The organism is Streptomyces sp. NPDC051940, from assembly GCF_040680895.1.
Lineage (GTDB): Bacteria > Actinomycetota > Actinomycetes > Streptomycetales > Streptomycetaceae > Streptomyces.
In genome coordinates this window covers 110,665-136,011 of record NZ_JBFAXR010000005.1, presented here as the reverse complement: position 1 = coordinate 136,011, position 25,347 = coordinate 110,665, and the positions used below count along the sequence as shown (strand labels likewise).

General features: G+C 73.8%; 20 protein-coding genes. 14 read left to right on the top strand and 6 right to left on the bottom strand.

Translation table 11 applies throughout. From position 1 onward, the window contains the following. Positions 1–70 precede the first annotated feature (70 nt). Together AB0M28_RS04235 and AB0M28_RS04230 are read left to right on the top strand one after the other, a co-directional pair. Positions 71–4,711, top strand: coding sequence for a family 78 glycoside hydrolase catalytic domain (locus AB0M28_RS04235; RefSeq protein WP_365397420.1), 4,641 nt, complete (start codon positions 71–73; stop codon positions 4,709–4,711). 166 nt (positions 4,712–4,877) lie between these two features. Continuing rightward, positions 4,878–5,738 carry an endonuclease/exonuclease/phosphatase family protein gene (locus tag AB0M28_RS04230; RefSeq protein ID WP_365397417.1) on the top strand — a complete coding sequence of 287 codons (861 nt, stop codon included), beginning with the start codon at positions 4,878–4,880 and terminating at the stop codon, positions 5,736–5,738. A 4-nt stretch (positions 5,739–5,742) separates the two neighbouring features. Here AB0M28_RS04230 and AB0M28_RS04225 read toward each other — a convergent pair whose 3' ends face one another. Next, on the bottom strand, positions 5,743–6,456 hold the full coding sequence (locus tag AB0M28_RS04225; RefSeq protein WP_365397414.1) for a helix-turn-helix domain-containing protein: 714 nt from the start codon (positions 6,454–6,456) through the stop codon (positions 5,743–5,745). 104 nt (positions 6,457–6,560) lie between these two features. Between AB0M28_RS04225 and AB0M28_RS04220 the strand changes: the two genes are divergently transcribed. From AB0M28_RS04220 to AB0M28_RS04195, 6 genes are all read left to right on the top strand, one after another. Then, complete coding sequence (locus AB0M28_RS04220) at positions 6,561–8,195, top strand: amidohydrolase (protein WP_365397412.1); 1,635 nt, start codon at positions 6,561–6,563, stop codon at positions 8,193–8,195. Between the two features lie 105 nt (positions 8,196–8,300). Next, a complete protein-coding gene (locus AB0M28_RS04215; protein WP_365397409.1) occupies positions 8,301–9,938 on the top strand; it encodes an ABC transporter substrate-binding protein in 1,638 nt (545 codons plus the stop codon). Beyond that, a complete protein-coding gene (locus tag AB0M28_RS04210; protein ID WP_365397406.1) occupies positions 9,938–10,891 on the top strand; it encodes an ABC transporter permease in 954 nt (317 codons plus the stop codon). The genes AB0M28_RS04215 and AB0M28_RS04210 overlap by 1 nt, the downstream gene beginning before the upstream one ends. Next, positions 10,888–11,772: an ABC transporter permease gene (locus AB0M28_RS04205; protein WP_365397403.1), complete on the top strand. Its 885-nt coding sequence runs from the start codon at positions 10,888–10,890 to the stop codon at positions 11,770–11,772. Before AB0M28_RS04210 ends, AB0M28_RS04205 begins: the two co-directional genes overlap by 4 nt. Before the next feature lie 121 nt (positions 11,773–11,893). Then, positions 11,894–12,859, top strand: coding sequence for an ABC transporter ATP-binding protein (locus tag AB0M28_RS04200; protein WP_365397484.1), 966 nt, complete (start codon positions 11,894–11,896; stop codon positions 12,857–12,859). 23 nt (positions 12,860–12,882) lie between these two features. Further along, complete coding sequence (locus AB0M28_RS04195; protein WP_365397481.1) at positions 12,883–13,659, top strand: ATP-binding cassette domain-containing protein; 777 nt, start codon at positions 12,883–12,885, stop codon at positions 13,657–13,659. A 92-nt stretch (positions 13,660–13,751) separates the two neighbouring features. On the opposite strand, the gene AB0M28_RS04190 is transcribed toward AB0M28_RS04195, so the two are convergent. Further along, positions 13,752–15,608: a serine/threonine-protein kinase gene (locus AB0M28_RS04190; RefSeq protein WP_365397400.1), complete on the bottom strand. Its 1,857-nt coding sequence runs from the start codon at positions 15,606–15,608 to the stop codon at positions 13,752–13,754. Between the two features lie 354 nt (positions 15,609–15,962). On the opposite strand from AB0M28_RS04190, the gene AB0M28_RS04185 reads away from it, so the two are divergent. Then, positions 15,963–17,033 carry a sensor histidine kinase gene (locus tag AB0M28_RS04185; protein ID WP_365397478.1) on the top strand — a complete coding sequence of 357 codons (1,071 nt, stop codon included), beginning with the start codon at positions 15,963–15,965 and terminating at the stop codon, positions 17,031–17,033. Continuing rightward, a complete protein-coding gene (locus tag AB0M28_RS04180; RefSeq protein ID WP_365397397.1) occupies positions 17,030–17,692 on the top strand; it encodes a response regulator transcription factor in 663 nt (220 codons plus the stop codon). Before AB0M28_RS04185 ends, AB0M28_RS04180 begins: the two co-directional genes overlap by 4 nt. A gap of 33 nt (positions 17,693–17,725) precedes the next feature. Here the strand turns inward: AB0M28_RS04180 and AB0M28_RS04175 are convergent, their stop codons facing one another. Continuing rightward, positions 17,726–19,882: an MMPL family transporter gene (locus AB0M28_RS04175; protein WP_365397394.1), complete on the bottom strand. Its 2,157-nt coding sequence runs from the start codon at positions 19,880–19,882 to the stop codon at positions 17,726–17,728. A gap of 140 nt (positions 19,883–20,022) precedes the next feature. After that, positions 20,023–20,946: an RNA polymerase sigma-70 factor gene (locus AB0M28_RS04170; RefSeq protein ID WP_365397390.1), complete on the bottom strand. Its 924-nt coding sequence runs from the start codon at positions 20,944–20,946 to the stop codon at positions 20,023–20,025. A gap of 179 nt (positions 20,947–21,125) precedes the next feature. Here AB0M28_RS04170 and AB0M28_RS04165 point away from each other — a divergent pair, with 179 nt between their 5' ends. Together AB0M28_RS04165 and AB0M28_RS04160 are read left to right on the top strand one after the other, a co-directional pair. Further along, positions 21,126–21,530, top strand: coding sequence for a RidA family protein (locus AB0M28_RS04165; protein WP_365397387.1), 405 nt, complete (start codon positions 21,126–21,128; stop codon positions 21,528–21,530). Then, on the top strand, positions 21,527–22,036 hold the full coding sequence (locus AB0M28_RS04160) for a DinB family protein (protein ID WP_365397384.1): 510 nt from the start codon (positions 21,527–21,529) through the stop codon (positions 22,034–22,036). The genes AB0M28_RS04165 and AB0M28_RS04160 overlap by 4 nt, the downstream gene beginning before the upstream one ends. A gap of 41 nt (positions 22,037–22,077) precedes the next feature. Here the strand turns inward: AB0M28_RS04160 and AB0M28_RS04155 are convergent, their stop codons facing one another. Further along, positions 22,078–22,590 (bottom strand): PaaI family thioesterase, encoded by a 513-nt coding sequence (locus tag AB0M28_RS04155; RefSeq protein WP_365397381.1) that lies wholly within the window; start codon positions 22,588–22,590, stop codon positions 22,078–22,080. Positions 22,591–22,627: 37 nt separating this feature from the next. Then, complete coding sequence (locus AB0M28_RS04150) at positions 22,628–23,251, bottom strand: TetR/AcrR family transcriptional regulator (RefSeq protein WP_365397378.1); 624 nt, start codon at positions 23,249–23,251, stop codon at positions 22,628–22,630. A 112-nt stretch (positions 23,252–23,363) separates the two neighbouring features. Here AB0M28_RS04150 and AB0M28_RS04145 point away from each other — a divergent pair, with 112 nt between their 5' ends. Both AB0M28_RS04145 and AB0M28_RS04140 read left to right on the top strand, forming a co-directional pair. Further along, a complete protein-coding gene (locus AB0M28_RS04145) occupies positions 23,364–24,506 on the top strand; it encodes an acyl-CoA dehydrogenase family protein (protein ID WP_365397375.1) in 1,143 nt (380 codons plus the stop codon). Between the two features lie 52 nt (positions 24,507–24,558). Beyond that, complete coding sequence (locus tag AB0M28_RS04140; RefSeq protein ID WP_365397372.1) at positions 24,559–25,320, top strand: SDR family NAD(P)-dependent oxidoreductase; 762 nt, start codon at positions 24,559–24,561, stop codon at positions 25,318–25,320. Positions 25,321–25,347 lie beyond the last annotated feature (27 nt).

Sequence of the window (25,347 nt, the reverse complement as noted above, 5' to 3'; positions counted from 1 at the left end):
CCGTTGCCAGGACGGTGTTGTGCGCCCCACAGTGTGGTTGAAGCGATTCACAACCCGCAAAGGAGCGTCCGTGCGTCAGCACCTCGCCGCCGTGGTCGCCGCATCAGTCCTCGTCGCGTTGGCACCCGCGACGGCGACAGCAGCGAGTCCACCCGCCACCACCTCCGCCCCCGCGACGAGCGTCGGCGATCTGACGGCCAACGCCCTCGACGACCCGCTCGGCATCCCGCTGAGCGCGCCGGCCCTCGGCTGGAAACTCGACTCCGAGCGCCGCGGCGTCACGCAGCGGGCCTACGAGATACGCGTCGCCTCCTCGGCCGGCCGGCTCGCCGACCCCGACGTCTGGGACAGCGGCAAGGTCACCTCCCGCGAGTCGGTCGGCGTCCGCTACGGCGGACCGGCGCTGCGGCCGCGTACCGACTACGTCTGGTCCGTGCGGGTCTGGGACGACCAGGGCACCGCCTCCGCGTGGAGCGAGCCGGCCCGGTTCGGCACCGGCCTCGGCGACCGGCCGTGGGCCGGCGAGTGGATCGGGGCGGACACGCCGGAGCTCGGCGCCGAATGGACCGACTACACGGTCGAGTTCACCGCCTCCGGCATCAGCGGCGCGCTCGGCGTCTACTTCCGCGGCCAGGACACCGAGAACGCCTACATGTGGCAGATCAGCGACGACGCGAACGCGCTGCGCCCGCATGTGAAGCGCAACGGCGGCTACTCGGTCCTGGCGGCGACGCCGTTCCCGGCCGGGTTCGACTTCGCGGCCGAGCACGACTACGCGATCAGCGTCGACGGCGACACCATCACCACCACCGTCGACGGCGCGCAGCTGGACCGGCGCACCGACGCGACGTTCAAGGGCCCAGGCACGATGGGCTTCCGCACCAGCGGCGCGGAGCGCGGCCTGGTCCGCGACGTCAAGGTGACCAGAGAGGACGGCACCGTCCTCGTCGACACCGGCTTCCCGGCCGGCGACCGCACCTTCGCGTCCGGCACCGTCACCGCCGACGGCCTGCGCGTCGACAGCGCGGGCGGCGAGGCGTGGCTGCGCCGCGACGAGGCGGTCCCGCTGCTGCGCAAGGAGTTCGACCTCGGCGGCAAGGAGATCGCGCGGGCCCGCGTGTACGCGTCGGCGCGCGGCGTGTACGAACTGCGGCTCAACGGCGAGCGGGTGGGCAGCGCCGAACTCGCCCCCGGCTGGACGGCGTACGACAAGCGCGTCGACTACCAGACGTACGACGTGACCCGGCAGCTCCGCGCGGGTGCCAACGTGCTCGGCGCCGAGGTCGCACCGGGCTGGTACAGCGGCAAGGTCGCGATGTTCGGCACCGACGTCTACGGCCGGGACAACTCGGTGATCGCCGAGATGCTCGTCGAGTTCACCGACGGCACGAGCACCGTGATCCGCAGCGACGACACGTGGACCACCACCGGCGGCCCGGTCCGCGAGGCCGACCTGCTCGACGGCGAGTACTACGACGCCCGCGTGGCGAAGCAGGTCGCCGGCTGGGACAAGCCCGGCTTCGACGACACGGCCTGGACCGCGGCGGCCGTCCGCGACGAGCCGACCACCGTCCTCGAACCGCAGACCGCGGTCGACGTACGCGTCACCCAGGAGCTGCGGACCGCGAAGCGGATCGCCTCGCCTACCCCCGGCGTCTACCTCTACGACCTCGGCCAGAACATGGTCGGCCACGTACGCCTGACCCTGAAGGGCGCGCCCGGCCGCACGGTGACCGTCCGGCACGGCGAGGTGCTCAACCCCGACGGCACGCTGTACACCGCGAACCTGCGCAGCGCGAAGGCGACCGACCACTACACCTTCGCCACCGGTGAACGGGAGACGTTCGAGCCGTCGTTCACCTTCCACGGGTTCCGGTACGTCGAGATCTCCGGCGTCGACGAGGCCCCCGTGGCCGAGGACCTCACCGGCGTGGTCGTCGGCACCGACGGCGACCTCACCAGCAGCCTCGACACCAGCTCCGGTCTGGTGGACCAGCTGCACAGCAACATCGTCTGGGGCATGCGCGGCAACTTCCTGTCCATCCCGACCGACACCCCGGCGCGGGACGAACGCATGGGCTGGACCGGCGACATCAACGTCTTCGCCCGCACCGCCGTCTACAACATGGACGCGCAGTCCTTCCTCACCAAGTGGCTGCAGGACCTGCGCGACACCCAGCGCACGAACGGCTCGCTGCCCGGCGTCGCCCCCGTGGTCCCCGGCCGCTTCGACGGCGGCTACGAGTCGGCGGGCTGGATGGACGCCGGCGTGCACGTGCCGTGGACGGTGTGGCAGGCGTACGGCGACACCGACGTCATCCGCGAGAACTACGACATGATGAAGCGGTACGTCGACTTCCTCGACGCCGACTCCACGGGCCACATCCGCTCCGCCGGCGGCTATCTGGACTGGCTCAACCTCGACGACGCGACCCCGGCCGACGTCATCGACACCGCGTTCGTCGCCAAGAGCACCCGTGAGTTCGCGCAGATGGCGGCCGCCGTCGGCAAGGACGCGGACGCGGCGGCGTACCAGCAGCGCTACGAGGCGATCAGGTCGGCGTACCAGGCGGCGTTCGTCGCGGCCGACGGCACCGTGAAGGGCGACAGCCAGACGTCGTACATCCTGACCCTGACCAACGGCCTCGCCCCCGCCGACCGCCGGGACGCGCTCGTCGGGAAGTTCGTGAAGACCCTGGAGCGCCGCGACTACCACCTGTCGACCGGCTTCCTCGGCGTCGACGGACTGCTGCCGGCGCTCACCGAGGCGGGCCGCTCCGACATCGCGTACCGCCTGCTGCAGCACGAGGACTACCCGTCCTGGGGCTACGAGATCGGCAAGGGCGCGACCACCGTCTGGGAGCGGTGGAACTCCATCAACCCCGACGGGTCCTTCAACGACGTGGGGATGAACTCCTTCAACCACTACGCGTACGGCGCGGTCGGCGAGTGGATGTACCGGACCATGGCGGGCGTCTCGGCGGCCGAGCCCGGCTACCGCAAGGTCCTCATCGCCCCGGAGCCGGGCGAGGGGGTCGACCGCGTCGACTTCAGCCACGAGACCCCGTACGGCACCGTGCGGAGCGCGTGGAGCACGGCCGACGGCCCGATGACGCTGGACGTGACCGTGCCGGCGAACACCACCGCCGAGGTGCGCGTCCCGGCGGCGAACCGCTGGGCGGTCACCGAGGGCGGCCGGCCCCTCGGCGACGTCGACGACGTGAAGTACGCCGGGCAGCGCGGCAAGGACGTGGTGCTGGAGATCGGCTCGGGCCACTACACGTTCGCGGTCGACCCGGTGCTCGGCGACCTGGGCTCCGCCCGGGCGGGGGCGGCCTCGTTCGCCGACGCCGTCGACGCCCTGCAGGTCCCCGGGGCGGGCGAGGACGCCAAGCGCCACCTCCAGGCGCGCGCCGGGGTGATGCGGGGGGACCTCGCGACCGCGTGGCGGCTGCGGGACGAGGACGCGGACGAGCGCCAGACCGCCGTCAAGGTGCACGGTGCGCTCGCGGCCGCGGCGGACCTGGACCGCTGGATCCGGACGTACGCCGCACAGGGGACGATCGGCGCAGCGGCGGCAGGCGAACTGCGCGGCGCGCTCGCGGACATCGACCGGACCCTCTCCCGGGCCTCCTCGCGGCTCGTCGGCGCCGTCGCGGCCCTCGACGTGCCGGCCGGTGAGATCCTCCCCGGCGACGTCGTCCGGGTGAAGGTGGCGCTGGACAACACGGGCGAACGCCCGCTGACCGGCGCCGAGTCCACCCTGAAGGCACCCGACGGCTGGACGGTGAAGCCCGCGGGCACGCACCCGTCCACGGCGGCGGCGAAGAGCACCCTGGAGCACGCCTACGACGTCACCGTGCCGCCGGGCGCGCCCGCGGCCACGGCCGACCTCACCGGCTCGGTGTCCTACCAGTACGGCGAGGGAACGGCGACGCTCCCGGTGTCGGCGGGCCTGCTGGTCGCCCCCGGTGTCGCCATCGGCAGCGTCACCGCCGCGCCCGACCCGGCGGCCGCCGGCGGGCGGACCACCGTCAGCACCGTGCTGACCAACCGCACCGGCGTGGTCCAGACCGGCGACCTCACCCTCGCCCTCCCCGACGGCTGGCCGGTGCCCGATCCGGTCGGCTACCGCCTGGACCCGGGGCAGGAGGCGACCGTCGAGACGGCCGTCACGGTGCCGCTCACCGTCGTCCAGCGGGCGGCCACCGTCACCGCGGCCACCGGCCCGACGGAGGCCGAGCAGGCGACCGGCACGATCGGCGTCACCCTGCCCACCCCGCCCGCGAACCCGGTCGACCACATCGACCTGGGCGACAACGCGTCGGAGTCCGCGCACCGCCTGACGGCGTCCGAGCACTCGGGCACCAGCACCGAGGCCGGTCTGACCCGCCGCTACACCCACGCGTCCTACCCGGGCGGCTGGATGGAGTTCGACGCGGCGGTGCCCGCCGACGGCCGCTTCGTGATCCGTGTCGTCGAGACCTTCGACGGCGCCCGGCGCAAGACCTACGACGTGCGGGTCGACGGCGAGGTCGCACACAGCGTCGACCTGAGGCGGACCGAGGGCGGCCAGGGCACGATCACCCACCAGTTCGTGGTGGACCCCTCCGCGGCCACCTCGGACGGCACCGTCCGGCTGCGGTTCCAGGACACCGGCGCGGACTACGACCCCTCGATCGCCGATGTGTGGGTGGTGCCCGTCGACTGACGCCCGCCCCGCACCGGCCCGCCCGGCCCCGGAGTGACGACTCCGGGCGCCGGGCGGCGCGTTGCCCGAGGGACTGCGGTCGCGTTATGCGCTGTTTATAACGGGTCCCTTAGCCTCGTAACCAAAGAGGCCAAGTGGGGCTGTCCGCAGCCGCTTCGGGGAGGCGATGGTGTTCGGGAGGGGCGTGCGGTGGCCGGCGGGCATCCTGATCCTGGTCTGTGTGGTGATCCTCGGCCCCAGCGCGCCGAGCAGCGCCCCGTACACCAGGGCGCTGCCCGCCGGCGCCCCCGGGCGGGTGGTGCCCAACCGGGTCATGACGTGGAACATCTGCAACCCCTGCGGGAGCGGGCACAACGCCGGGCGGGCTGCGGAGATCGCCACGTACGCCCCGCAGGTCGTGGGGCTGCAGGAGGCGTGCGTGAGCGACGTGGAGAAGATCCGGGACTATCTGGAGAGCCTCTACGGGCTGGTCTACCACGTCGAGTACGGGGCGGTGCTGCGCAAGCTGGGCCGCTGCGGGGGAGTGCCGTGGCGGCCGGGGGCCTACGGCCAGGCGCTGCTGTCGGCGGCGCCGATGACCCAGCGCAGGAACGTGGAGTTCCCCGACGGCGGGTCCGAGGACCGCGGGTACCTGGCGGTCACCACTCAGGTGGACGGCCGGTCCGTCCGGGTGTTCAACACGCACCTCGCCGAACGGCGCCAGGAAGGCGTCCGGGCGCGGCAGATCGGCGTGCTGGCCGCGGAGGTCGGGCGGTACGACCGCGCGATCGTGCTCGGCGACTTCAACGCCCGGCCGTACTCCCCGGAGCTGGGCCCGATGTGGGCGCTGGCCACGGACACGGATCCGCAGTGCCGTCCCTCGGGCTTCGGTATCTGTGAGACGACGACCGACTGGCAGGCCAAGTTCGACTACGTCTTCCTGCGGGACGTCGTCGCGCTCGGGCACCACGTGCGGCACACGCCGCACTCCGACCACGATCTGCTGTACACGGACCTGGACGTGCCCGCGGACTCCGCCGCCGGGTGACCGCCTACTCCCCCCGCCCCACCTCCGCCACGCGCATCGCGATCGCGTCCAGCAGCAGTTCCAGGGCGAACGGATAACCGCTGCCCCGCATATCGGCCGCGAGCAGCGGAAACGTGGCCGCGATATGCGGGTGCGTGTCCGCCGGGAGGTGGCCGTACACCGCGTGCCAGACCTGGAGGTCCGCCTCCTGGGCCGGCGGCGGGAGCGCCGCGGCCGCCGCGTCCTGCGCCGCGAAGGCCAGCGCCTGGTCGATGAAGGCGTGGTACATCCGCACCGCGAGCGGATCGGGCAGACCGGTACCGCGCAGGATGCCGAGGATCGACTCGACGGCCAGCGTCTCGTGCGTCCGCCCCGTCGTGCGGTGCGCGGCGAGGAGGGCCGCCTGCGGGTTGGACTGGTGCTGCCGGTGCACGCGGTGGCCGATCTCCCGCAGGTCGGCGCGCCAGTCGCCGGTGGCCGTGAAGCCCTCCTGCGCCCGGCCGATGAGCTCGTCCGCGAGGGCGAGCAGCAGGTCGTCGGTGTTGTGGAAGTACCGGTAGAGCGCCGACGGGTCGGCGCCCAGCGCCGCGCCCAGCCGCCGTACCGACAGCGCCTCCGCGCCGTGCTGCGCCACCAGCCGCAGCGCCGTCTCGACGATCAGCTCCTGCGACAGCACGGCGCCCTGCTTCGTCGGCCTGCGCCGCTGCCGCCGCCCCTCGGGGACCACACGATCTGCCATGCCCCCGGACCTTATGACAACAGCATTGACGTGTAAACGGGCCGGGCGCTTCCATGACGGTCCACCACCCCGTTTTCCCCTCCCCGAAACTCCCGGAGCACCACATGCCCTTCGCCGATCTGGTCTTCACCGGCGGCCCCGTGTTCACCGCGGACCCCGCCCGCACGCGGGCCGCGTCGCTCGCCGTCACCGACGGGCGGATCACCGCCGTCGGGCACGACGGCGTACGCGAGCTGATCGGCCCGCGCACGCAGGTCGTCGACCTGACCGGCAAGCTGCTGCTGCCGGGCTTCCAGGACGCCCATGTGCACGCCGTGTACGGCGGGATGGAGCTGGCCGAGTGCGATCTGAGCGGCACGGTCGGCGTCGCGGAGTACGCGGCCCTGATCCGCGCGTACGCCGAGGCCCACCCGGACCGCGAGTGGATCACCGGCGGCGGCTGGTCGATGGAGAGCTTCGACGGCGGGCTGCCCACCCGGCAGCTGCTGGACACCCTGGTGCCCGACCGCCCGGTGCTGCTGGCCAACCGCGACCACCACGGCGCCTGGGCCAACACCCGCGCGCTGGAGCTCGCCGGGATCACCGCGGCCACACCCGACCCCGCCGACGGCCGGATCGAGCGCGAGCCGGACGGCACCCCCAGCGGCATGCTGCAGGAGGGCGCCACCGCGCTGGTCGGCAGGCTGGTGCCGGCGAGCAGCCTCGCCGACCGGCTGGCGGGCCTGAAGCGGGCGCAGGAGCTGCTGCACTCGCTGGGCATCACCGGCTGGCAGGACGCCCTGCTCGGCGCGTTCAACGGCCGCCCCGACCCCTCGGACGCCTATCTGGCCGCCGCCCGCGAGGGCTCCCTCACGGCGCGGGTCACCGGCGCGCTGTGGTGGGACCGCGAGCGCGGCGCGGAGCAGATCGCCGAACTCGCCGCACTGCGCGGCGAGCTGAGCCACGGCCGCTTCCGCGTCGGCTCGGTGAAGATCATGCAGGACGGCATCGCCGAGAACTTCACCGCCGCGATGACCGCCCCCTACCTGGACTCGTGCGGCCACGCCACCGCCAACACCGGGCTCAGCTTCGTCGACCCGAAGGCGCTGTGCGGCCATGTGGCGGAGCTGGACGCGCTGGACTTCCAGGTCCACTTTCACGCCCTCGGCGACCGGGCGGTACGCGAGGCCCTGGACGCCGTCGAGGCCGCCGTGGCCGCCAACGGGCGCCGCGGCAACCGCCACCACCTGGCCCATCTGCAGGTCGTCCACCCCGAGGACCTGCCGCGCTTCGCCCGGCTCGGCGCCATCGCCAACATCCAGCCGCTGTGGGCGGCGCACGAGCCGCAGATGGACGAGCTGACGATCCCCTTCCTCGGCCCCGAACGCGCCGCCTGGCAGTACCCGTTCGCCGCGCTCGTACGGGCCGGGGCCACCCTCGCCGCCGGCAGCGACTGGCCGGTCTCCAGCCCCGACCCGCTCGCCGGCATCCACGTCGCCGTCAACCGGCGCGACCCCGGGGCGGCCGACGGCCCGGTGTTCCTCCCCGAGCAGCGGCTGGACCTGCCGACGGCCGTCGCCGCGTACACCGCCGGCACCGCGCACGTGAACGGCCTGGACGACGGCGGCAGCCTGCGCCCCGGCAACCTCGCCGACCTCGTGGTCCTCGACCGCGACATCTTCACCGCCCCGCCCGGGGAGATCGCCGAGGCCCGGGTGGAGCAGACCTACGTGGGAGGCGCCCTGGTGCACCACGCCTGAACATCCGCCGCCGCGACCCGCCGGCCCCGTCCCTGGTAGGCCCCCTGGGCCCGACACCCCCCGCACCCTTCTCCCCGCCACAACTCCCGTAAAGGGGTGGTCCCCATGCGTACGTCCAGAACCGCCGCGCTCCTCCTGTGCACCGCTCTCGCCGCCGGCGCCACCGCCTGCTCCGGCGCCACCGACCGCGACACCCCGAAGGGCGGCGCGACCCCCTCCTGGCAGGTGACCGCGACCTCCCCGGCCGCGAAGGGCTCGCTCGACTCCTTCACCTGGTCGCTGTACGCCGAGCCGTACACCCTCGACTACGCGCTCGCCTTCGACTACCCGCCGAACACCGTGCTGGCCAACGTGTGCGAGCAGCTGCTGCGGATCACCCCGGACATGAAGATCGAGCCGGGGCTGGCCGAGAAGTGGGAGCGGCCCGACGACAGGACCCTCGTGTACGACCTGCGCTCCGGGGTGAAGTTCCACGACGGCACCACGATGACCGCCGACGACGTGGTCGCCTCCCTCAAGCGGCAGATGGACCCGGCCACCGGGTCGGCGTGGGGCTCGGCCTTCAAGAACGTCGCGAGCATCGACAAGACCGGCCCGCTCCAGGTGACCGTCAAGCTCAACAAGCCGGACGTCCTGCTGGCCGAGCTGATGGCCGCCTCCCCGGGCACCATCGAGTCCGCCGCCTCCCTCGCGAAGGCCGGCAAGGACTACGGCACCCCCGCGGCGAACCCCAACTGCACCGGCCCGTTCTCCGTCGCCGAGTGGAAGCAGGGAGAGAGCATCACGCTCGCCAGGTTCGGGGACTACTGGGACAGCGCGCTGGCACCCAAGTCGGAGAAGGTCGTCTTCACCTTCGTCGAGGACCCGGCCGCCCGCGCCAACGCCTTCCTGACCGGCACCGCCGACGGCGGTTACCTGCTGCCCTCCTCCTCCCTCGACCAGCTGCGCGGCAGCGGCAAGGGAAGGCTCCTCTACGGGCCCAACACCGCCGCCGCCGACCTCGCCGTCCTCGACTTCAAGGGCACCCTGGCCGACCTCAAGGTCCGCAAGGCGCTGTCCCTGGCCCTGGACCGCAAGGGCATCATCAAGGCCGCCGCCGGCGGGATCGGCGTCCCCGCCAAGGCGCCCGCCGCACGCGGCGCGTGGGCGCTGACGGGCGACCGTGCCGACGCGTACTACAAGGAGCTGCCGGACCCCGCGTACGACCTCGCGGCGGCGAAGAAGCTCATCGAGGAGGCCGGGGCGAAGGGCAAGAAGGTCACCATGGTGACCAGCTCCCTCGCCCCCGAGATCAGCGTCGTCGCCAACGCCGTGCAGGCGGCAGGCCGGCAGATCGGCCTGGACGTCCAGCTGAAGGCGGTCGCCCCGGAGGCGTACAGCAGCATCTTCGTCGACCCGAACGCCCGCAAGGGCCTCGACCTCGTCGTCACCAACGGCTACGACAACACGCCCGACCCGCTGGAGTTCTACCAGTACCTGCGCACCGGCGACTTCGGGAACTACGGCAACTGGTCCAACCCCGAGTACGACGCCGCCTTCGACAAGGCCAACGCCGAACCGGACGCCGCCGCCCGCGCCGACCTCACCGCCGAACTGCAGCGCATCGCGGTGCGCGAACTGCCCATCATCCCGCTGTACGAGGCGCCCTACACCGTCTACCTCGGCGAGCGGATCACCGGCGCCATCACCGGCATCGCGCAGCTGTACTACCCGTGGGCGGCGACCGTCGGAGCGGCGGGGTGATGACGCGCTATCTGCTCGGCCGGGCCGCCGGCCTGGTGGCCGTGCTCCTCGCGACGTCCGTGCTGGTCTTTGGCTCCGTCCATCTGGCGCCCGGCGACCCGGTGTCGTTCCTGCTGCACGGCCGCCCGGCCACCCCCGAGACCGTCGCGTCGCTGCGCGCCCAGTACCACCTGGACGACCCGCTGCCCGTGCAGTACGGGAAGTGGCTCGGGGGCGTGCTGCACGGCGACTTCGGGCGCTCCGCCCAGTTCCACCAGGACGCCGCGGGCCTCATCGGCTCGCGGCTGCCCGGGACCGCCCTGCTGATCGGTTACGCGGCGCTGCTCGTGACGCTCCTCGGCGTCGGCGCCGGGGTGCTGGCGGCGCTGCGGCCCGGGTTCTGGGACCGGACGGTCCTGGTGGGCACGGGCGTGGCGACGGCGACACCGTCCTTCGTCAGCGCGATGGGGCTGGTGTCGCTGTTCTCCGTCCAGCTGGGCTGGTTCCCCGGACCCGGGGGCACGCCCTCGGGTCTCGCGGACCGGCTGTACCACCTCACGCTGCCGGCCTTCGCCCTCGCCGTGACCTTCGCGGGGCTGCTGGCCCGGGTCACCCGCTCCGCGATGCTCGACGAACTCGGCCGCGACCACGTCGAGGTGGCCCGCGCCCGGGGCGTGCCGGCGCGCACCGTCGTACGCCGGCACGTGCTGCGCAACGCGCTCGGTCCCGTCGTCACCGTCGGCGGCACCATGCTCGCCGGCCTGCTCGTCAGCACGTCCATCGTCGAGACGGCCTTCGACGTGACGGGCATCGGCTCGCTGCTCGTGCAGTCGGTGACGGCCCGGGACTTCGCCGTCGTCCAGGCCATCACGCTGCTGACGGTCGCCGCGTTCGTCCTCGTCAACCTGGTCGTGGACGTCCTCGCGCCGCTCATCGACCCCCGTCTCTCGCTCCACGGGGAGGGCACCTCATGACGCTCACCGCACCCCCCACCGCGCCGGCCGCCGCCCTGGGCCGCAGACCCGGGCTGCGCGGGCTCGCGGTGCTCGGGCAGGGGCCGCTGTTCACGGCGGCCGTCGCCGTCCTGGCGCTGCTGGTCCTGACCGCCGTCCTGGCGCCGGTCATCTCGCCGTACGACCCGGAGGTGCTGGACCTCTCCGCCAACCTGGCCGGCACCTCCGCCGACCATCTGCTGGGCACCGACCAGTCGGGGCGCGACATCCTCTCCCGGCTGGTCCACGGCGCCCGGACCGGGCTGCTCGGCCCGCTGGTCGTCGTCGCCGTCTCGACCGTCCTCGGCACCCTGGTCGGCGTCGCCGCGGCGTGGCGCGGCGGGTGGATCGACATGCTGCTGTCGCGGTCCATGGACCTGGTGTTCTCCGTGCCGGGGCTGCTCCTGGCCATCATGCTGGTGGCGGTGGCCGGGCCCGGGATGACCGCCCCGGTGATCGCCATGGCGGTGGCGTACACGCCGTACGTGGGGCGGCTGGTGCGGGGCATCGCCCGGCAGGAGAAGGCCCGTCCGTACATCGAGTCGTACGTCGTGCAGGGCTGGTCCGGCCTCACGATCTGCCTGCGGCACCTGCTGCCGAACATCGCGCCGACCGTCTTCGCGCAGTCCGCGATGAACTTCGGGTACGCGCTGATGGACCTGGCGGCGCTGTCCTTCCTCGGCTTCGGCGTCCAGCCGCCGACCGCGGACTGGGGCGCGATGATCAACGAAGGGCAGTCGGCCATCCAGCAGGGGGCGATGCTGCCGGCGCTCGCACCGTGTGTGTGCATCGTGCTCGCCGTGGTGGCGTTCGGCATCGTCGGCGAGGGGCTCGCCGACCGGATCTCGAAGCGGGAGCGGTGACTTGAGCACGCGGGAGAGCAGGAGTACGGAGCAGGGCGCGCCTGCCGTCCGTACGAGGAAGGGCGCCGCGTCCGTCCGTACGGAGAAGGGCGCCGAGTCGGTCCGTACGGGCGAAGCCGCCGTGCCCGCCCTGGAGATCGACGGGCTGACCGTCCGGCTGGCCGGCGGGCACGCCGCCCGGCCAGTCCTCGACGGGGTCGGCCTGCGCGTCCTGCCCGGCGAGACCGTCGGCCTGGTCGGGGAGTCCGGCTCGGGCAAGTCCATGGCCTGCCGCACCGCGCTCGGGCTGCTGCCCGCCGGTGCGCGGGCCGAGGGCGCCGTGCGCGTCGCGGGCCGGGACGTGCTGGACCTGGGGCGGGCGGCGCTCGCCGAACTGCGGGCGCGGCGGGTCGCGATGGTCTACCAGGACCCGCGCGCCTCCGTGAACCCGCTGCGGCGCGTGGGCGACTTCCTCACCGAGGGGCTGCGCGCCGCCGGCACCCCGCGCGCCGCGGCCACCGCCCGTGCGGTCGAGCTGCTCGACGCCGTGGGCATCCGCGATCCGCGGGGGGCGCTGCGCCGCCACCCGCACCAGTTCTCCGGGGGGATGCTGCAGCGGGTGGTCATCGCGGCGGCCCTCGCGGGCGAACCGGACCTCCTGATCGCCGACGAGCCGACCACCGCCCTGGACGTCACCACCCAGGCGGAGATCATCGGCATCCTGGCCCGGCTGCGCGCCGAACGCGGCACCGGCATGCTCTTCGTCACCCACGATCTGGAGCTGGCCGCCGCCGTCTGCGACCGCATGTACGTGATGTACGCGGGCCGGATCGTCGAGACGCGGTCCGCCGACGAGCTGTTCGACCGGCCCCGCCATCCGTACACGGCGGGCCTGCTCGCCAGCACCCCGCGGATCGAGCCGGACGCCGCGCCGCCCAGCCCGATCCCGGGCCGCCCCGTCTCGCTCGCCGAGGCGCCGCCGGGGTGCGCCTTCGCCGCGCGGTGCGCGCTCGCCCTGCCGCGCTGCACCGAGGAGACGCCCGCGCTCGCCGTACACGGCGACGGGCTGGCCGCCTGCCACCGGGCCGGAGAGGGGATCGTGCTGTGACCGCGACGACGACACCGGGGAGCCTGCAGGTCGACGGCCTGACGAAGCGCTTCGGGGACCACGCGGCCGTGGACGGCGTGTCGTTCACGCTCGCGCCCGGCGCCTCGCTCGCGCTGGTCGGCGAGTCGGGCAGCGGCAAGACGACGACCGTACGGATGATCACCGGCCTGGAGCGGCCCAGCGGCGGCAGTGTCCGCCTCGACGGCCGCGACCGCGGCGACCGGGCGCGTTCCCGGGCCGAACGGCTCGCGCGCGCCCGGGAGATCCAGATGGTCTTCCAGGACCCCTACCTCTCCCTCGATCCGCGGGTGCCCGCCGGCGCCTGCGTCGAGGAGGTGCTGCGCCTGCACACGGACCTCGACCGCGCCGCCCGGCACGCCCGGGCGGCCGAGCTGCTGGACCGGGTGGGCCTCGGCGAGCGGGAGGCGGCGGCGCTGCCCCGGCGGCTGTCCGGCGGCCAGCGCCAGCGCGTGGCGATCGCCCGGGCGCTGGCCGTCGAGCCGCGGATCCTGGTGCTCGACGAGGCCGTCGCCGCGCTGGACGTGTCCGTCCAGGCCCAGATCCTCGAGCTGCTGCGGACGATCCGCGAGGACGCGGGCGTCGGCTATCTCTTCGTCACCCACGATCTGGCCGTGGCCCGGCACATCGCCGACGACGTGCTGGTCCTGAAGTCGGGCCGGGTCGTGGAGTCGGGTCCGACGGCGCGGGTCCTGAACGCGCCCGAGCACCCGTACACCCGGCTGCTCCTCGACTCGGTGCCGCGCCGCGGCTGGCGGCCGCCGCAGCCCGCGGCGGGGTGAGGACCCCGCGGTGCGCCGCCGAGCTTGTGAGGGAGGGAGGCGGCGCACCGCGGTTACGTCGATCAGGGCTTCGGACGTCGGAGCACCGCCCGTCACGGCACCCGCGTGAGCCGGAGGGACACGGAACCCTCCGGGAACGTGGCCAGTTCGGCCGTCGATCCGGTGGACGCCCGGAAGCGGAAGGCCGCCATGTCCGCGTCCTTGCACACCCCCGCCGGCTGCGACGTGGTGTCGGAGCCGGGACCGAACAGCAGCCCGCCGTCGGTGTCCACGGCCAGCAGCCGGTGCTGCCACGCGCAGCGCGAGCCGTCGGAGCCCTGCCGCGACCACGCCACCAGCGGGTCGGTGACCGGGCCCTGGGAGAGCGTGAGGGTGTGCTCGTTGCCGGAGTCGTCGCGGAAGCGCCACTTCCCGGGGGCGAACCCCGGCACGGCCTGCTTCCGGCCCTCGTCCACGGCGGGCTTCAGGGCCACGGTCAGCGCGGAGTCCTCCCAGGAGAGCGTGGAGCCGGAGCGGGAGAACGTGGACCGCCCGGTGAACTCGCAGGAGCCCGCCGGTACGTCGTACAGCCGCTTGCTGCTCACGACGAGGCGGTCCCCGTCGACGGCTTCGAGCGTGAGCTCGGCGGCGCACAGCGCCTGGGGGAAGACGGCGTGGACGGTGCCGATGACGTCGCCGACCTTGCCGCCGGTGAGGTGGAAGCGGTGGAAGACGGTGCCGCTGTCGGCCCGCCGGCCCGTGCCCTCCCAGAAGCCGGCCGCGTCGGCGGCCGTGATGGCCGCCCCGGTGCTGCCTGCGGACGGACCGGCCGACACCGAACTCGTTGGTGCGCCCTTCCCGTTGCCCTTGCCGCCGCCGTCCTCACTGCCCGCGGCGTTGATCCCGTACCAGAGCCCCGCTCCCAGCAGCGCCACCGCGGCCGCCGCCGCGACGGCCCGCGTACGGGGCCGCGGCGCGGGTGCGGCGGAGGGGTCCACGACCGTGGGCGGAGGCGCGGGCGTACGCAGCCGCCGGGTCGCCGTGTCGGGGGGCGGGGCGTCGGAGTCCAGCAGCTCGACGGCCTTGCGGCCGAGGTGGGCGACCAGCGGTGCCGGCACCCACGGCTCGTCCCCGGGCCGGGGCTGCCACAGATCGCCCGCCGCCGTACGCTCCAGCAGCTCCGCGAGCGTCGGCCGGTCGCCCGGCGCGGGTGCCAGGCAGTCGGCGACGAGCCCGCGGATGCCGTCCGGCACGCCCGTCAGATCCTTCTCGTCCTGGACGACGCGGACCAGCAGCCCCGGCACCCCGAGCTCCGCGTCGCCGAACGGGCCGCGTCCGGTGGCGGCGAACGCCAGCACCGCGCCGAGGGCGAACACGTCACCGGCGGCCGTCGGCTGCTCGCCGCGGATCTGCTCCGGAGGCATGAAGCCGGGCGACCCGACCGTCACGCCGGTCCGGGTGAGGTCCGCCCCGTCGGCCGGGTCGGCCGCCCGGGCGATGCCGAAGTCGATGACGCGCGGCCCGTCGATGGTCACCAGGACGTTCGCCGGTTTGAGGTCCCGGTGGACCAGGCCGGCGGCGTGGATGTCGGAGAGCGCGCGCGTCAGACCGTTGGCCAGGGCCTGCAGGGAGCGCGCCGGCAGCGGACCGTACGGACCGGTGGCCACCTCGTGCAGGGAGGGGCCGGCCACGTAACCGGTCGCCACCCAGGGCGACTCGGCGTCGGGGTCGGCGTCCAGCACCGGCGCGGTCCAGGGGCCGCTGACCCGGCGGGCCGCGTCCACCTCGCGCCGGAAGCGCATCCGGAACTCCGGCCGGGCGGCCAGCTCCGGGTGCACCAGCTTCACGGCGACCGTGCGCCCGCCCGGCGACCGGCCCAGATAGACCCGCCCCATGCCGCCCTCGCCGAGCCGCGCCAGCAGCCGGTACGTCCCGGCCGAACGCGGATCGTCCGCCCGCAGCTCCCGCATGTTCCCCCTCCGACCCGCGACGTCCCCAACCCCCGGCCGGTGTCGATGACGATCCCCTGCCGTCGCCCGGTTCCGCGGGGGGTCCGGTGTGGTCGCGGTGTCCGTCCGACACATCGCCCCACTCATGGGTCGGCACCGCCGCGCCGGGCGACTCCGTTACTCCCGGCGCAGTAGTCGGCGCCCGGATACCGCGGCAGCGGTAGCGGGGGTCTCGTCCCCGGGGCGGAGCCGCTGGGCGCCCCGCGCGGCTACCGTGCCGGTATGAGGATGGGACTGGTCCGCGCGCGGACGGGACTCGCCGGGGTCCGGGAGCACGTCAGGGGCTGGGCGGTGGCCGCCGTCGTGGCCGCCACGATGCTGGTCACAGCGCTGACCTCCGACTACCCGGCCGTCGCACTCGATCCGCTCGGCTACGCGCTCGTCGTCGCGAGCGGCCTCGCGCTGGCGGCCCGCCGCCGCGCCCCGGTGCTCGTGCTGGCCGCCATCGGCCTGTGCGTGGTGGCCTACAACGCGCTCGGGTTCGAAGTGCCCGCCGTCGCCTACCTCTTCGCCGTGTACGCCGCCGTCCGCGCGGGCCGCCACCGCGCCGCCGCGCTGATCACCCTCGCCACGCTGGCCGCCCTGCCGGTCGCGGCCCTGGTGTCCCCGGCCGGCGAGCCGCTGGGCGAGGCGCTGCAGCGGGCGCGCGACGTGCTGCAGCTGGCGTGGCTGATCGCCGCCGCGGCCGCCGGTGAGGCGCTGCGGCAGGCCGAGCGGCGGGCCGACGAGGCGGAGCGTACCCGGGAGGAGACCGCGCGGCTGCGGGCCAGCGAGGAGCGGCTGCACATCGCGCGGGAGTTGCACGACTCGCTCACCCACCAGATCTCCATCGTCAAGGTGCAGGCGGGCGTCGCCGTCCACCTCGCGCGCAAGCGCGGCGAGGAGGTGCCGCAGTCGCTGCTGGTGATCCAGGAGGCCGCCCGCGAGGCGAACCGCGAGCTGCGCGCGACGCTGGACACCCTGCGCGACGACACCCGGACCCCCTCGCACGGGCTCGACCGCGTACCGGATCTCGTCGAACGGGCCCAGGGGACAGGGCTGGAGACGACGCTGACGATCGCCGGGCAGCCCCTGGACGTACCGGAGGCGGTGGACCGGACCGCGTACCGGATCGTCCAGGAGTCCCTCACCAACACCGCCCGCCACGCCGGCGCGACCACGGCGGCCATCCGCATCGACTACCGGCCGGACACCCTCGCCGTCCAGGTCGACGACGACGGGACGGCCAGTCCCGGCTTCGCACCGGTGCCGGGCGTCGGGCTGCTCGGGATGCGCGAGCGCGTCACGGCCCTCGGCGGCCGGCTGGAGGCCGGGCCGCGCGGTGAGGGCGGCTTCAGCGTACGGGCCGAACTGCCGGTGCTCCCCGTGGCGGGAGGGCCGTCGTGATCAGGGTGCTGCTCTGCGACGACCAGCCGCTCCTGAGGGGCGGCTTCCGCGCGCTGCTCGACGCCGAGGACGACATCGAGGTGGTGGCGGAGGCGGGCGACGGCAAGGAGGGGCTGGCGCTCGCCCGGCAGCATCTGCCGGACATCGCGCTCGTCGACATCCAGATGCCCGTCCTGGACGGCATCGAGACGACCCGGCGGATCGCGGCGGACCCGGCGCTGGCCGGGGTGCACGTCGTCATCCTGACCAACTACGGCTTCGACGAGTACGTCTTCAACGCGCTGCGCGCCGGGGCCGCGGGCTTCCTGGTCAAGGACATCGAACCGGACGACCTGCTGCACTCGGTGCGGGTCGCGGCGCGCGGCGACGCGCTGCTCGCGCCGTCGATCACCAGGATGCTGATCAGCCGGTACGTCGCCCAGCCGCTCAATCCGGGGGCGGGCACGGAGCTGGAGGAGCTGACCAACCGCGAGCGCGAGGCGGTCGCGCTGGCCGCGCAGGGGCTGTCGAACGACCAGATCGCCGAGTGCATGGTGATCAGCCCGCTGACGGCGAAGACGCACCTCAACCGGGCGATGATGAAGCTCCAGGCCCGCGACCGGGCGCAACTGGTCGTCCTCGCCTACGAGTCGGGGCTGGTGGAGCCGCGCAACCGCTGACGGCGGGGTTCCCCGCCGTCAGCGGTCAGGCGCTCAGACCCTGGCCTCCTCGCCGACGTCCGCCCCCGGGACGGGGGCCGGCTTCGACGGCCGGCGGCCCGGCATCCACCAGTTGGCGTTCCCGCACAGCTCCATCACCGCGGGGACCAGGACCATCCGGATGACCGTGGCGTCGACGAGGACCGCGACGGCCATCCCGAGCCCGATCTGCTTGACGGCGACGTCATGGCCCAGCAGCGCGGTCGTGAAGACGGCGATCATGATGGCGGCGGCGGCCGTGATCACCTTGGCGGTCCGGGCCAGCCCGCGGGTGACGGCCCGCCGGGTGTCGCCGAGGCGCTCGTACTCCTCGCGGACGCGCGAGATCAGGAAGACCTCGTAGTCCATCGACAGCCCGAACAGCAGCGGGAACATCATCATCGGCACCCACGTCGTCACCGGCATCTCCGTGGGGAAGCCGAGGACCGGACCCAGCCAGCCCCACTGCACGATGGCGGTCACCACGCCGTAGGCGGCGCCGATCGACAGCAGGTTCATCACGGCGGCCTGCAGCGCGATCGTCACCGAGCGGACCAGGACCACGAGCAGCAGCAGGGACAGCACGATCACGACCGCGATCATCAACGGCAGCCGGGAGCCGGTGTCCTCGGCGAAGTCGATCGTGCTCGCGTTCGGCCCGCCGATGTAGACGTCTCTGCCGTCGGACGCCCCGGGGAGCACGTCGTCGCGGAGCCTGTGCACGAGGTCCGCGGTCGCCTCGTCCTGGTAGCCGGTCTCGGGGAAGGCCATGAAGGACGCGGCCCGCCCGTCCTCGCTGACCCGCGGCCGGGTGGCGTGGGCGACGCCCTCGGTCCTCCCGACCGCCTCGGCGACGCGGTCGAGGCCCGTGCCCTCGGCGGCGAAGACCAACGGTGCGCCGTAGCCGGGGCCGAAGCCCTCGGAGAGGATCTCGTACGAGGCGTAGCTGCTGCGGTCGTGCGGCTGGACGCTCGCGTCGGGCAGGCTCAGCCGCATCGACAGCGCGGGCGCCGCCAGGACCAGCAGACCCGCCCCGGCCAGCAGGGCGGCGGCCAGCGGGCGCCGCTGCACCACGCCGGCCCACCGCTCCGCGGGGGTGCGCCGCTCCCGCTCCGGGGCCCGCCGGGGCGTACGGCGGGGCAGGCGCAGGGAGTTGATCCGGCGCCCGGTGAAGCCGAGGAACGCCGGCAGCAGCGTCACCGCGGCGGCCATCGTCACGAGCACGGTCACGGAGGCGCCGACGGCGACGCCCGTCATCATCTTCTGCCCCATGGCGATCAGCCCCAGCAGCGCGATGACGACCGTCGTACCGGCGAACAGCACCGCGTGCCCGGCGGTGGCGACGGCGTTGACGGTGGCGTCCTCGGGTTCGTCGCCCTCCTGAAGGCTCTCCTTGTAGCGGGTCACGATGAACAGCGCGTAGTCGATCCCCACACCGAGCCCGATCATCGTGGCGACGAGCACGGTGAAGTCCGGCGAGGGGACCAGGTATCCGATCAGTCTGGTCAGCGCGACGCCGCCGAGGATCGCCGTGAGCGCGGTCACGATCGGCAGCCCCATGGCGACGAGCGAGCCGAAGGCGATGAACAGGATCACCGCGGCGGCCAGCACGCCGACGCTCTCACCCGCACCCTGCGCGGGGACCTCGGCCTGCTCGGCCTTCTTCCCGCCGAGGCCCAGCGTCACGCCGTCCCCCGAGGCGTCCTTGACGGCGTCGACCAGGGGCCGGACTTCGCCCTTCGCCGCGTCCTTGTCGGTGAGAGGGACGGTCGTACGGGCGATGCGGCGGTCCTCGGTCACCAGGTCCGGATCGTCGTACGGCGAGACGACCGGCCCGGTCACGGCGGCGGCGTCCAGCTCCTCGACGACCCGCTCGACCCGCTGCCGTACGGCGGGGTCGTCGAGGTCGCCCTTCTCGGCCCTGATCGCGAGGGTGAGCGTGTCCCCCTGCTGCTCGGGGAAGTGCTTCTCGATCAGGGCCTGGGCCTTGGCGGAGTCGGTGTCGCTGGTGGTGTAGTCGTTGTCGGGGGCGGCCCCATAGCCGAAGCCGAGGAAGGCGACGGCGACGACGCCGGCGATCCAGGTCAGGAGGACGAGGCGGCGCCGCCGGTGACAGACCCGGGCCAGCCGCGCCAGGCGGCCGTCCGGGGGGCGGGAGGTGTCGGTCGTCATCGGTTCTTCTCCTCGAGTCGTGGGACGCCGGGTTTCGCGTTCCATGCTCGGGAGCGGGCGGGACGGTGTAATCGTGCGAGGGCAGGCACTGTGCGGGGGCGGTTACCGCGTCCGCGGTACTGCCCTCGCGGTAGGCCGTCCTACACCCTCCGCCGACGGGCCTGCTTCATCTCGCCGTTCACGGCCCAGGCGTCGGCGACCGGGCCGACATGGCCGAGCTTGTCGGGGTTGATCACCGAGCGGATGGTCGTGATCCGGCCGTCGAGGACGTCGAGGGCCAGGATGTGCAGCACCCGGCCGTCGCGGTCGCGGAAGACCGCGCCGGGCTGGCCGTTGACCTCCCGCGGCTCGATCGTCACGTCGATCCGGATCAGCAGCGGGAAGACGGCGGCGAGCAGCCGGGCCACGTTCTCCGCGCCGGCCACGGCCCGGGCCAGCTGCGGGGCCTTGCCGCCGCCGTCCCCGACCAGCTGTACGTCGGCGGCGAGCAGCTCCTGCAGCGCGTCCACGTCGCCGTGGGTGAGGGCGTCGAAGAACCGCGTCGCGAGCTCCTGCCGCTCCTGGCGGTCCGCCTCGAACCGCGGCCGCCCGTCCCGCATGTGCCGGCGCGCCCGCACCAGCAGCTGCCGGCACGCCGCCTCCGACCGCCCCACCGCACCGGCGATCTCGTCGAACCCGAAGGCGAACACCTCCCGCAGCACGAACACCGACCGCTCCAGCGGGCTGAGCCGCTCCAGGAGGAGCAGCGCGGCCATCGACACGGAGTCGGCCAGCTCCGCCGCGCGCTCCGGGTCCTGGTACGGATCGCTGAGCAGCGGCTCGGGGAGCCACGGTCCGACGTACTCCTCACGCCGCACGCGGGCGGAGCGCAGTACGTCGATCGAGAGCCGGGTGACCGTGGCGGACAGGTACGCCTTGGGCGAGTCGGGTGTGACGGCCGACCCGTCGTAGCGCAGCCACGTCTCCTGTACGGCGTCCTCGGCCTCGCCGACGCTGCCCAGGATCCGGTAGGCGATGGAGAACAGCAGCGGCCGCAGCTCCTCGAACTCCTCGACCTTGGTCATGACTTGTCCCCTTGCTCCGTGACGGACACCGGCCGCGCCCCTGTCTGCGGTGCGCCTGCACACACCGTTGAGACGGGAAACGGCGGCGCCGTGTGACATCGCGCCGGTGCGATCCGGCCACTGGGGCCGGGGGAGGGCGGGCCGCCGGCGCTGTCGGTGGGTGCTGGCAGAATGCCGGAATGGGTGATGATCGACAACTGATCGGCTCCGGCTCGCCCCTGGAGCCGGAGATCGGGTTCTCCCGGGCGGTCCGCCGGGGTGCGCACGTCGCGGTCGCCGGCACGGCGCCCATCGGGGACGACGGCGGGACGGTGGGGCCGGGCGACGTGTACGCCCAGACGGTGCGCTGCCTCGACATCGCGGAGGCCGCGCTGCGGGCGGCGGGGGCGTCCATGGCGGACGTGGTACGGACCCGCGTCATGCTCACGGACGTGACCCGCTGGAAGGAGGCCGCCCGGGCCCATGGCGAGCGCTTCGCGCGGATCCGCCCCGCGTGCACGTTCGTCGAGGTCTCGCGCTTCATCGACCCCGGATGGCTCGTCGAGCTGGAACTCGACGCGATCACGGACGGGGGCGGCGAGTGAGCGGCGACGAGCGCGTCGGTCCGCCGCGTCTGGGCACCGAGCGCGAGACGCTGCGGGCGTTCCTGGAGTACCACCGGGCGACCCTCGCCATGAAGTGCGCGGGGCTCACGGACGAGGAGCTGCGGCAGCGGTCGATGCCGCCGTCGACGCTGTCCCTGCTCGGCCTGGTCCGCCATCTCGCGGAGGTGGAACGCGCCTGGTTCCGCCGGGTGTTCGAGGACCACGACGCGCCCCTGGTCTGGTCCGACGAGACCGACTTCCAGGCGGCGTACGACGCGAGCGGGTCCACCCGCGAGGAGGCGTTCGCGGCCTGGGAGGCCGAGGTGGAGACCTCGCGCCGGATCGAGCGTGCGGCGGAGTCCCTGGACCTCACAGGCCACCAGCCGCGCTGGGGCGAGGACGTGTCGCTGCGGATGGCGCTGGTGCACGTCCTGCTGGAGTACGGCCGCCACAACGGCCACGCGGACCTCCTCCGCGAGGGGGTCGACGGTACGGTCGGCGCCTGACCGCCCAAGGACCCGGCCGGTCGCACGGGCACCGGAGCCGGTCAGCCCGTGGACCGTTCGTCCGCCGGCGCCGCGTGGGCCGACGCCGCTAGGCGGGTCGTGTCCACGCGCACGAACACCGAGTCGCCGACCGCCGTCAGCGTCTCGCCGGCGTACACCTCGCAGACGACGCGGCTCTTGCGGGCGACCGGGCCCTCCACGCGGGCGCGCAGCAGCAGCGGTACGCCCATCGGGGTCGGCTTCAGGTACCTGACGGACAGTTCGCCCGTCACGCAGTCGATGCGCGGGAGCGTGCCGGCCTCCCGGCCCTCCGCGCGGTAGTGGTACGCCATCGCCGTCCAGTTGGAGTGGCAGTCCACGAGCATCGCGATGAGCCCGCCGTACACCAACCCCGGCCAGCCTGTGAACGTCGCCGCAGGCTCGTGCTCGCACAGCACGTGCACGCCGTCCGCGTCCCAGCGGCTGCTGACGTGCAGGCCCGTCGGGTGCGCGTGCCCGCAGCCGTAGCAGACGCCGTCGGGGTCGGCCAGCTCCTGCAGGTACTTCTCCGACACGGGCGAGACCTCCAAAGAAGCGCGGGGAACGGGAGGGTCACCCCGCGGACGAGTGGGACGAGTGAAGCAGCCCGTGCAGCAGGAGCTCCGCGAGATGGCCGTACGCCTGGGCGTCGGTCAGCCCCGTCGCGGCGGCCACCTGGCGGCGCTGGATGCGCACCATCACCGAGGTGAGCACGTCCGCGGCGAACGCCACGTGCACCTCGCGGAACGCGCCCGCCGCCGTGCCCTCCTCGATCAGCTGCTGGACGCGCCGGGCCGCCGCGCGCGTGTTGCGGTCGTAGACCTCCGCGGCCGGTTCGAAGCCGGCCACGTCGTCGAAGAACTGCGGGGAGGCGGGCGCCAGCTCCGCCGAGACCGCGCGCAGATACGCGGCGAGCTGCCGCGCCGGCTCCGTCTCGGCGGCGGTCGCCGCCTCCACCCGGGCGGTGGCCCGGCGGAAGAAGTACACGACCGCGGCCCGGACCAGCTGCTCCTTGCTGCCCGCCAGGCCGTACAGCGTGCGCTTGGAGCACCGCAGCCGGGCGGCGAGGTCGTCCAGGGTGAACTGCGCGAACCCCTCCGCGACCAGGAGGTCCACGAGCTGCTCGAACAGTTCGGTGCGCCGCGCGGCGCCCCGTCCCGTCAGCTTCGGGCCGCCCGCGGCGGAGGTCTCGATCACCCGGCCAGTATTCCAGGCCGACGCAGCTCATACCTTGAAACGGTACTGCCGTACCTTCTACAGTACCGTTAAGACCTGCTCGAGTACCCCTTGAGTGCCGCTTGGAGTCGCCATGGACGTCGACCGCCTGCTCCCCACCACGGAAGCCGCGGACCTGATCGCCCTCACCCGGGAGATCGCCGACAAGGAACTCGCCGTTCGCGTCGAGGAGCACGAGAACGCGGAGACCTACCCGGAGGGCCTCTTCGCCACGCTCGGCGACGCCGGGCTGCTCGGGCTCGTGTACCCGGAGGAGTACGGCGGCGGGAACCAGCCGTACGAGGTGTACCTGCAGGTCCTGGAGGAGCTCGCCGCCCGCTGGGCCGCCGTGGCCGTCGCCACCAGCGTGCACACCCTCGCCTGCCACCCGCTGGCCGCCTTCGGCACCGCGGCCCAGAAGGACCGCTGGCTCCCCGGCATGCTCGCCGGCGAGGCGATCGGCGGCTACAGCCTCTCCGAACCGCAGGCCGGCTCCGACGCCGCCTCCCTGTCCTGCAGGGCCGAGCGCACCGACGACGGCTACCGGATCACCGGCACCAAGGCGTGGATCACGCACGGCGGCAAGGCCGACTTCTACGCCCTCTTCGCCCGTACCGCGCCCGGCAGCCACGGCGTCTCCTGCTTCCTCGCCCCGGGCGACGCCGACGGTCTGGCCTTCGGCGCCCCCGAGAAGAAGATGGGCCTGCACGCCATCCCCACCACCGCCGCGTACTGGGACGGCGCCCTGCTCGACGCCGACCGGCTCATCGGTACGGAGGGCCAGGGCCTGCAGATCGCCTTCAGCGCCCTGGACTGCGGGCGGCTGGGCATCGCCGCCTGCGCCACCGGCCTCGCCCAGGCGGCCCTGGACGTCGCCGTCGACTACGCGAACGAGCGCACCACCTTCGGCCGGCGCATCATCGACCACCAGGGCCTCGGCTTCCTCCTCGCCGACATGGCCGCCGCGGTCGACTCCGCCCGCGCGACCTACCTCGACGCGGCCCGCCGCCGCGACCTCGGCCGGCCCTTCTCCCGGCAGGCGTCCGTGGCCAAGCTGGTGGCGACCGATGCGGCCATGAAGGTGACGACGGATGCCGTCCAGGTGCTCGGCGGGTACGGATACACCCGGGACTTCCCGGCCGAGCGCTTCATGCGCGAGGCGAAGATCATGCAGATCTTCGAGGGTACGAACCAGATCCAGCGCCTGGTGATCAGCCGCGGCCTGGCCGGCCGCTGACACCCGCTTCCACCCGCCTCCAGCCACTTCCGGCCACGTAACGAGGAGCTCCATGGACATCGCAGGAACCGCCGCACTCGTCACCGGCGCCGCCTCCGGACTCGGCGCGGCCACCGCGGCCGCGCTCGCCGAGCGGGGCGCCACGGTGTACGGCCTCGACCTCGACAAGGCCGTCGCGGCGGCCGGGGACCAGCCCGCCGGCGTCACCCTGCTGGCGGCGGACGTCACCCGGGAGGAGCCGGTACGTCAGGCGCTGGCGCGTATCGCGGCGGACGGCGCGGAGCTGCGGCTGGCCGTGAGCTGCGCGGGCATCGCCCCGTCCGCCCGGGTCGTCGGCCGCCGCGGCGCGCACGACCTCGACCTGTTCCGTACGGTCATCGACGTCAACCTGATCGGCACGTTCAACGTGCTGCGCCTGGCCGCCGAGGCCATGACGGCCCTCGAGCCGGACGCGTCCGGGCAGCGGGGCCTGATCGTCAACACCGCCTCGATCGCCGCCTTCGAGGGCCAGGTCGGCCAGATCGCGTACGCCGCCTCCAAGGCGGGCGTCGCCGGCATGACCATCACGGCCGCCCGCGACCTCGCCCAGCACGGCATCCGGGTGGTCACCATCGCCCCGGGCATCGTGGACACGCCGATGATGGCGGGCTTCTCCGAGGAGGTCCGCTCGGGCCTCGCGGCGGGCGTCCCCTTCCCGCAGCGCCTCGCGGCGCCCGCGGAGTACGCGCGCCTGGTCACGATGGTCGCCGAGCACGACTACCTGAACGGCGAGACGATCCGGATGGACGGCGCGCTGCGGATGGCGCCGCGGTAGCTTCCGCGTACGCCATACGGAACAGGG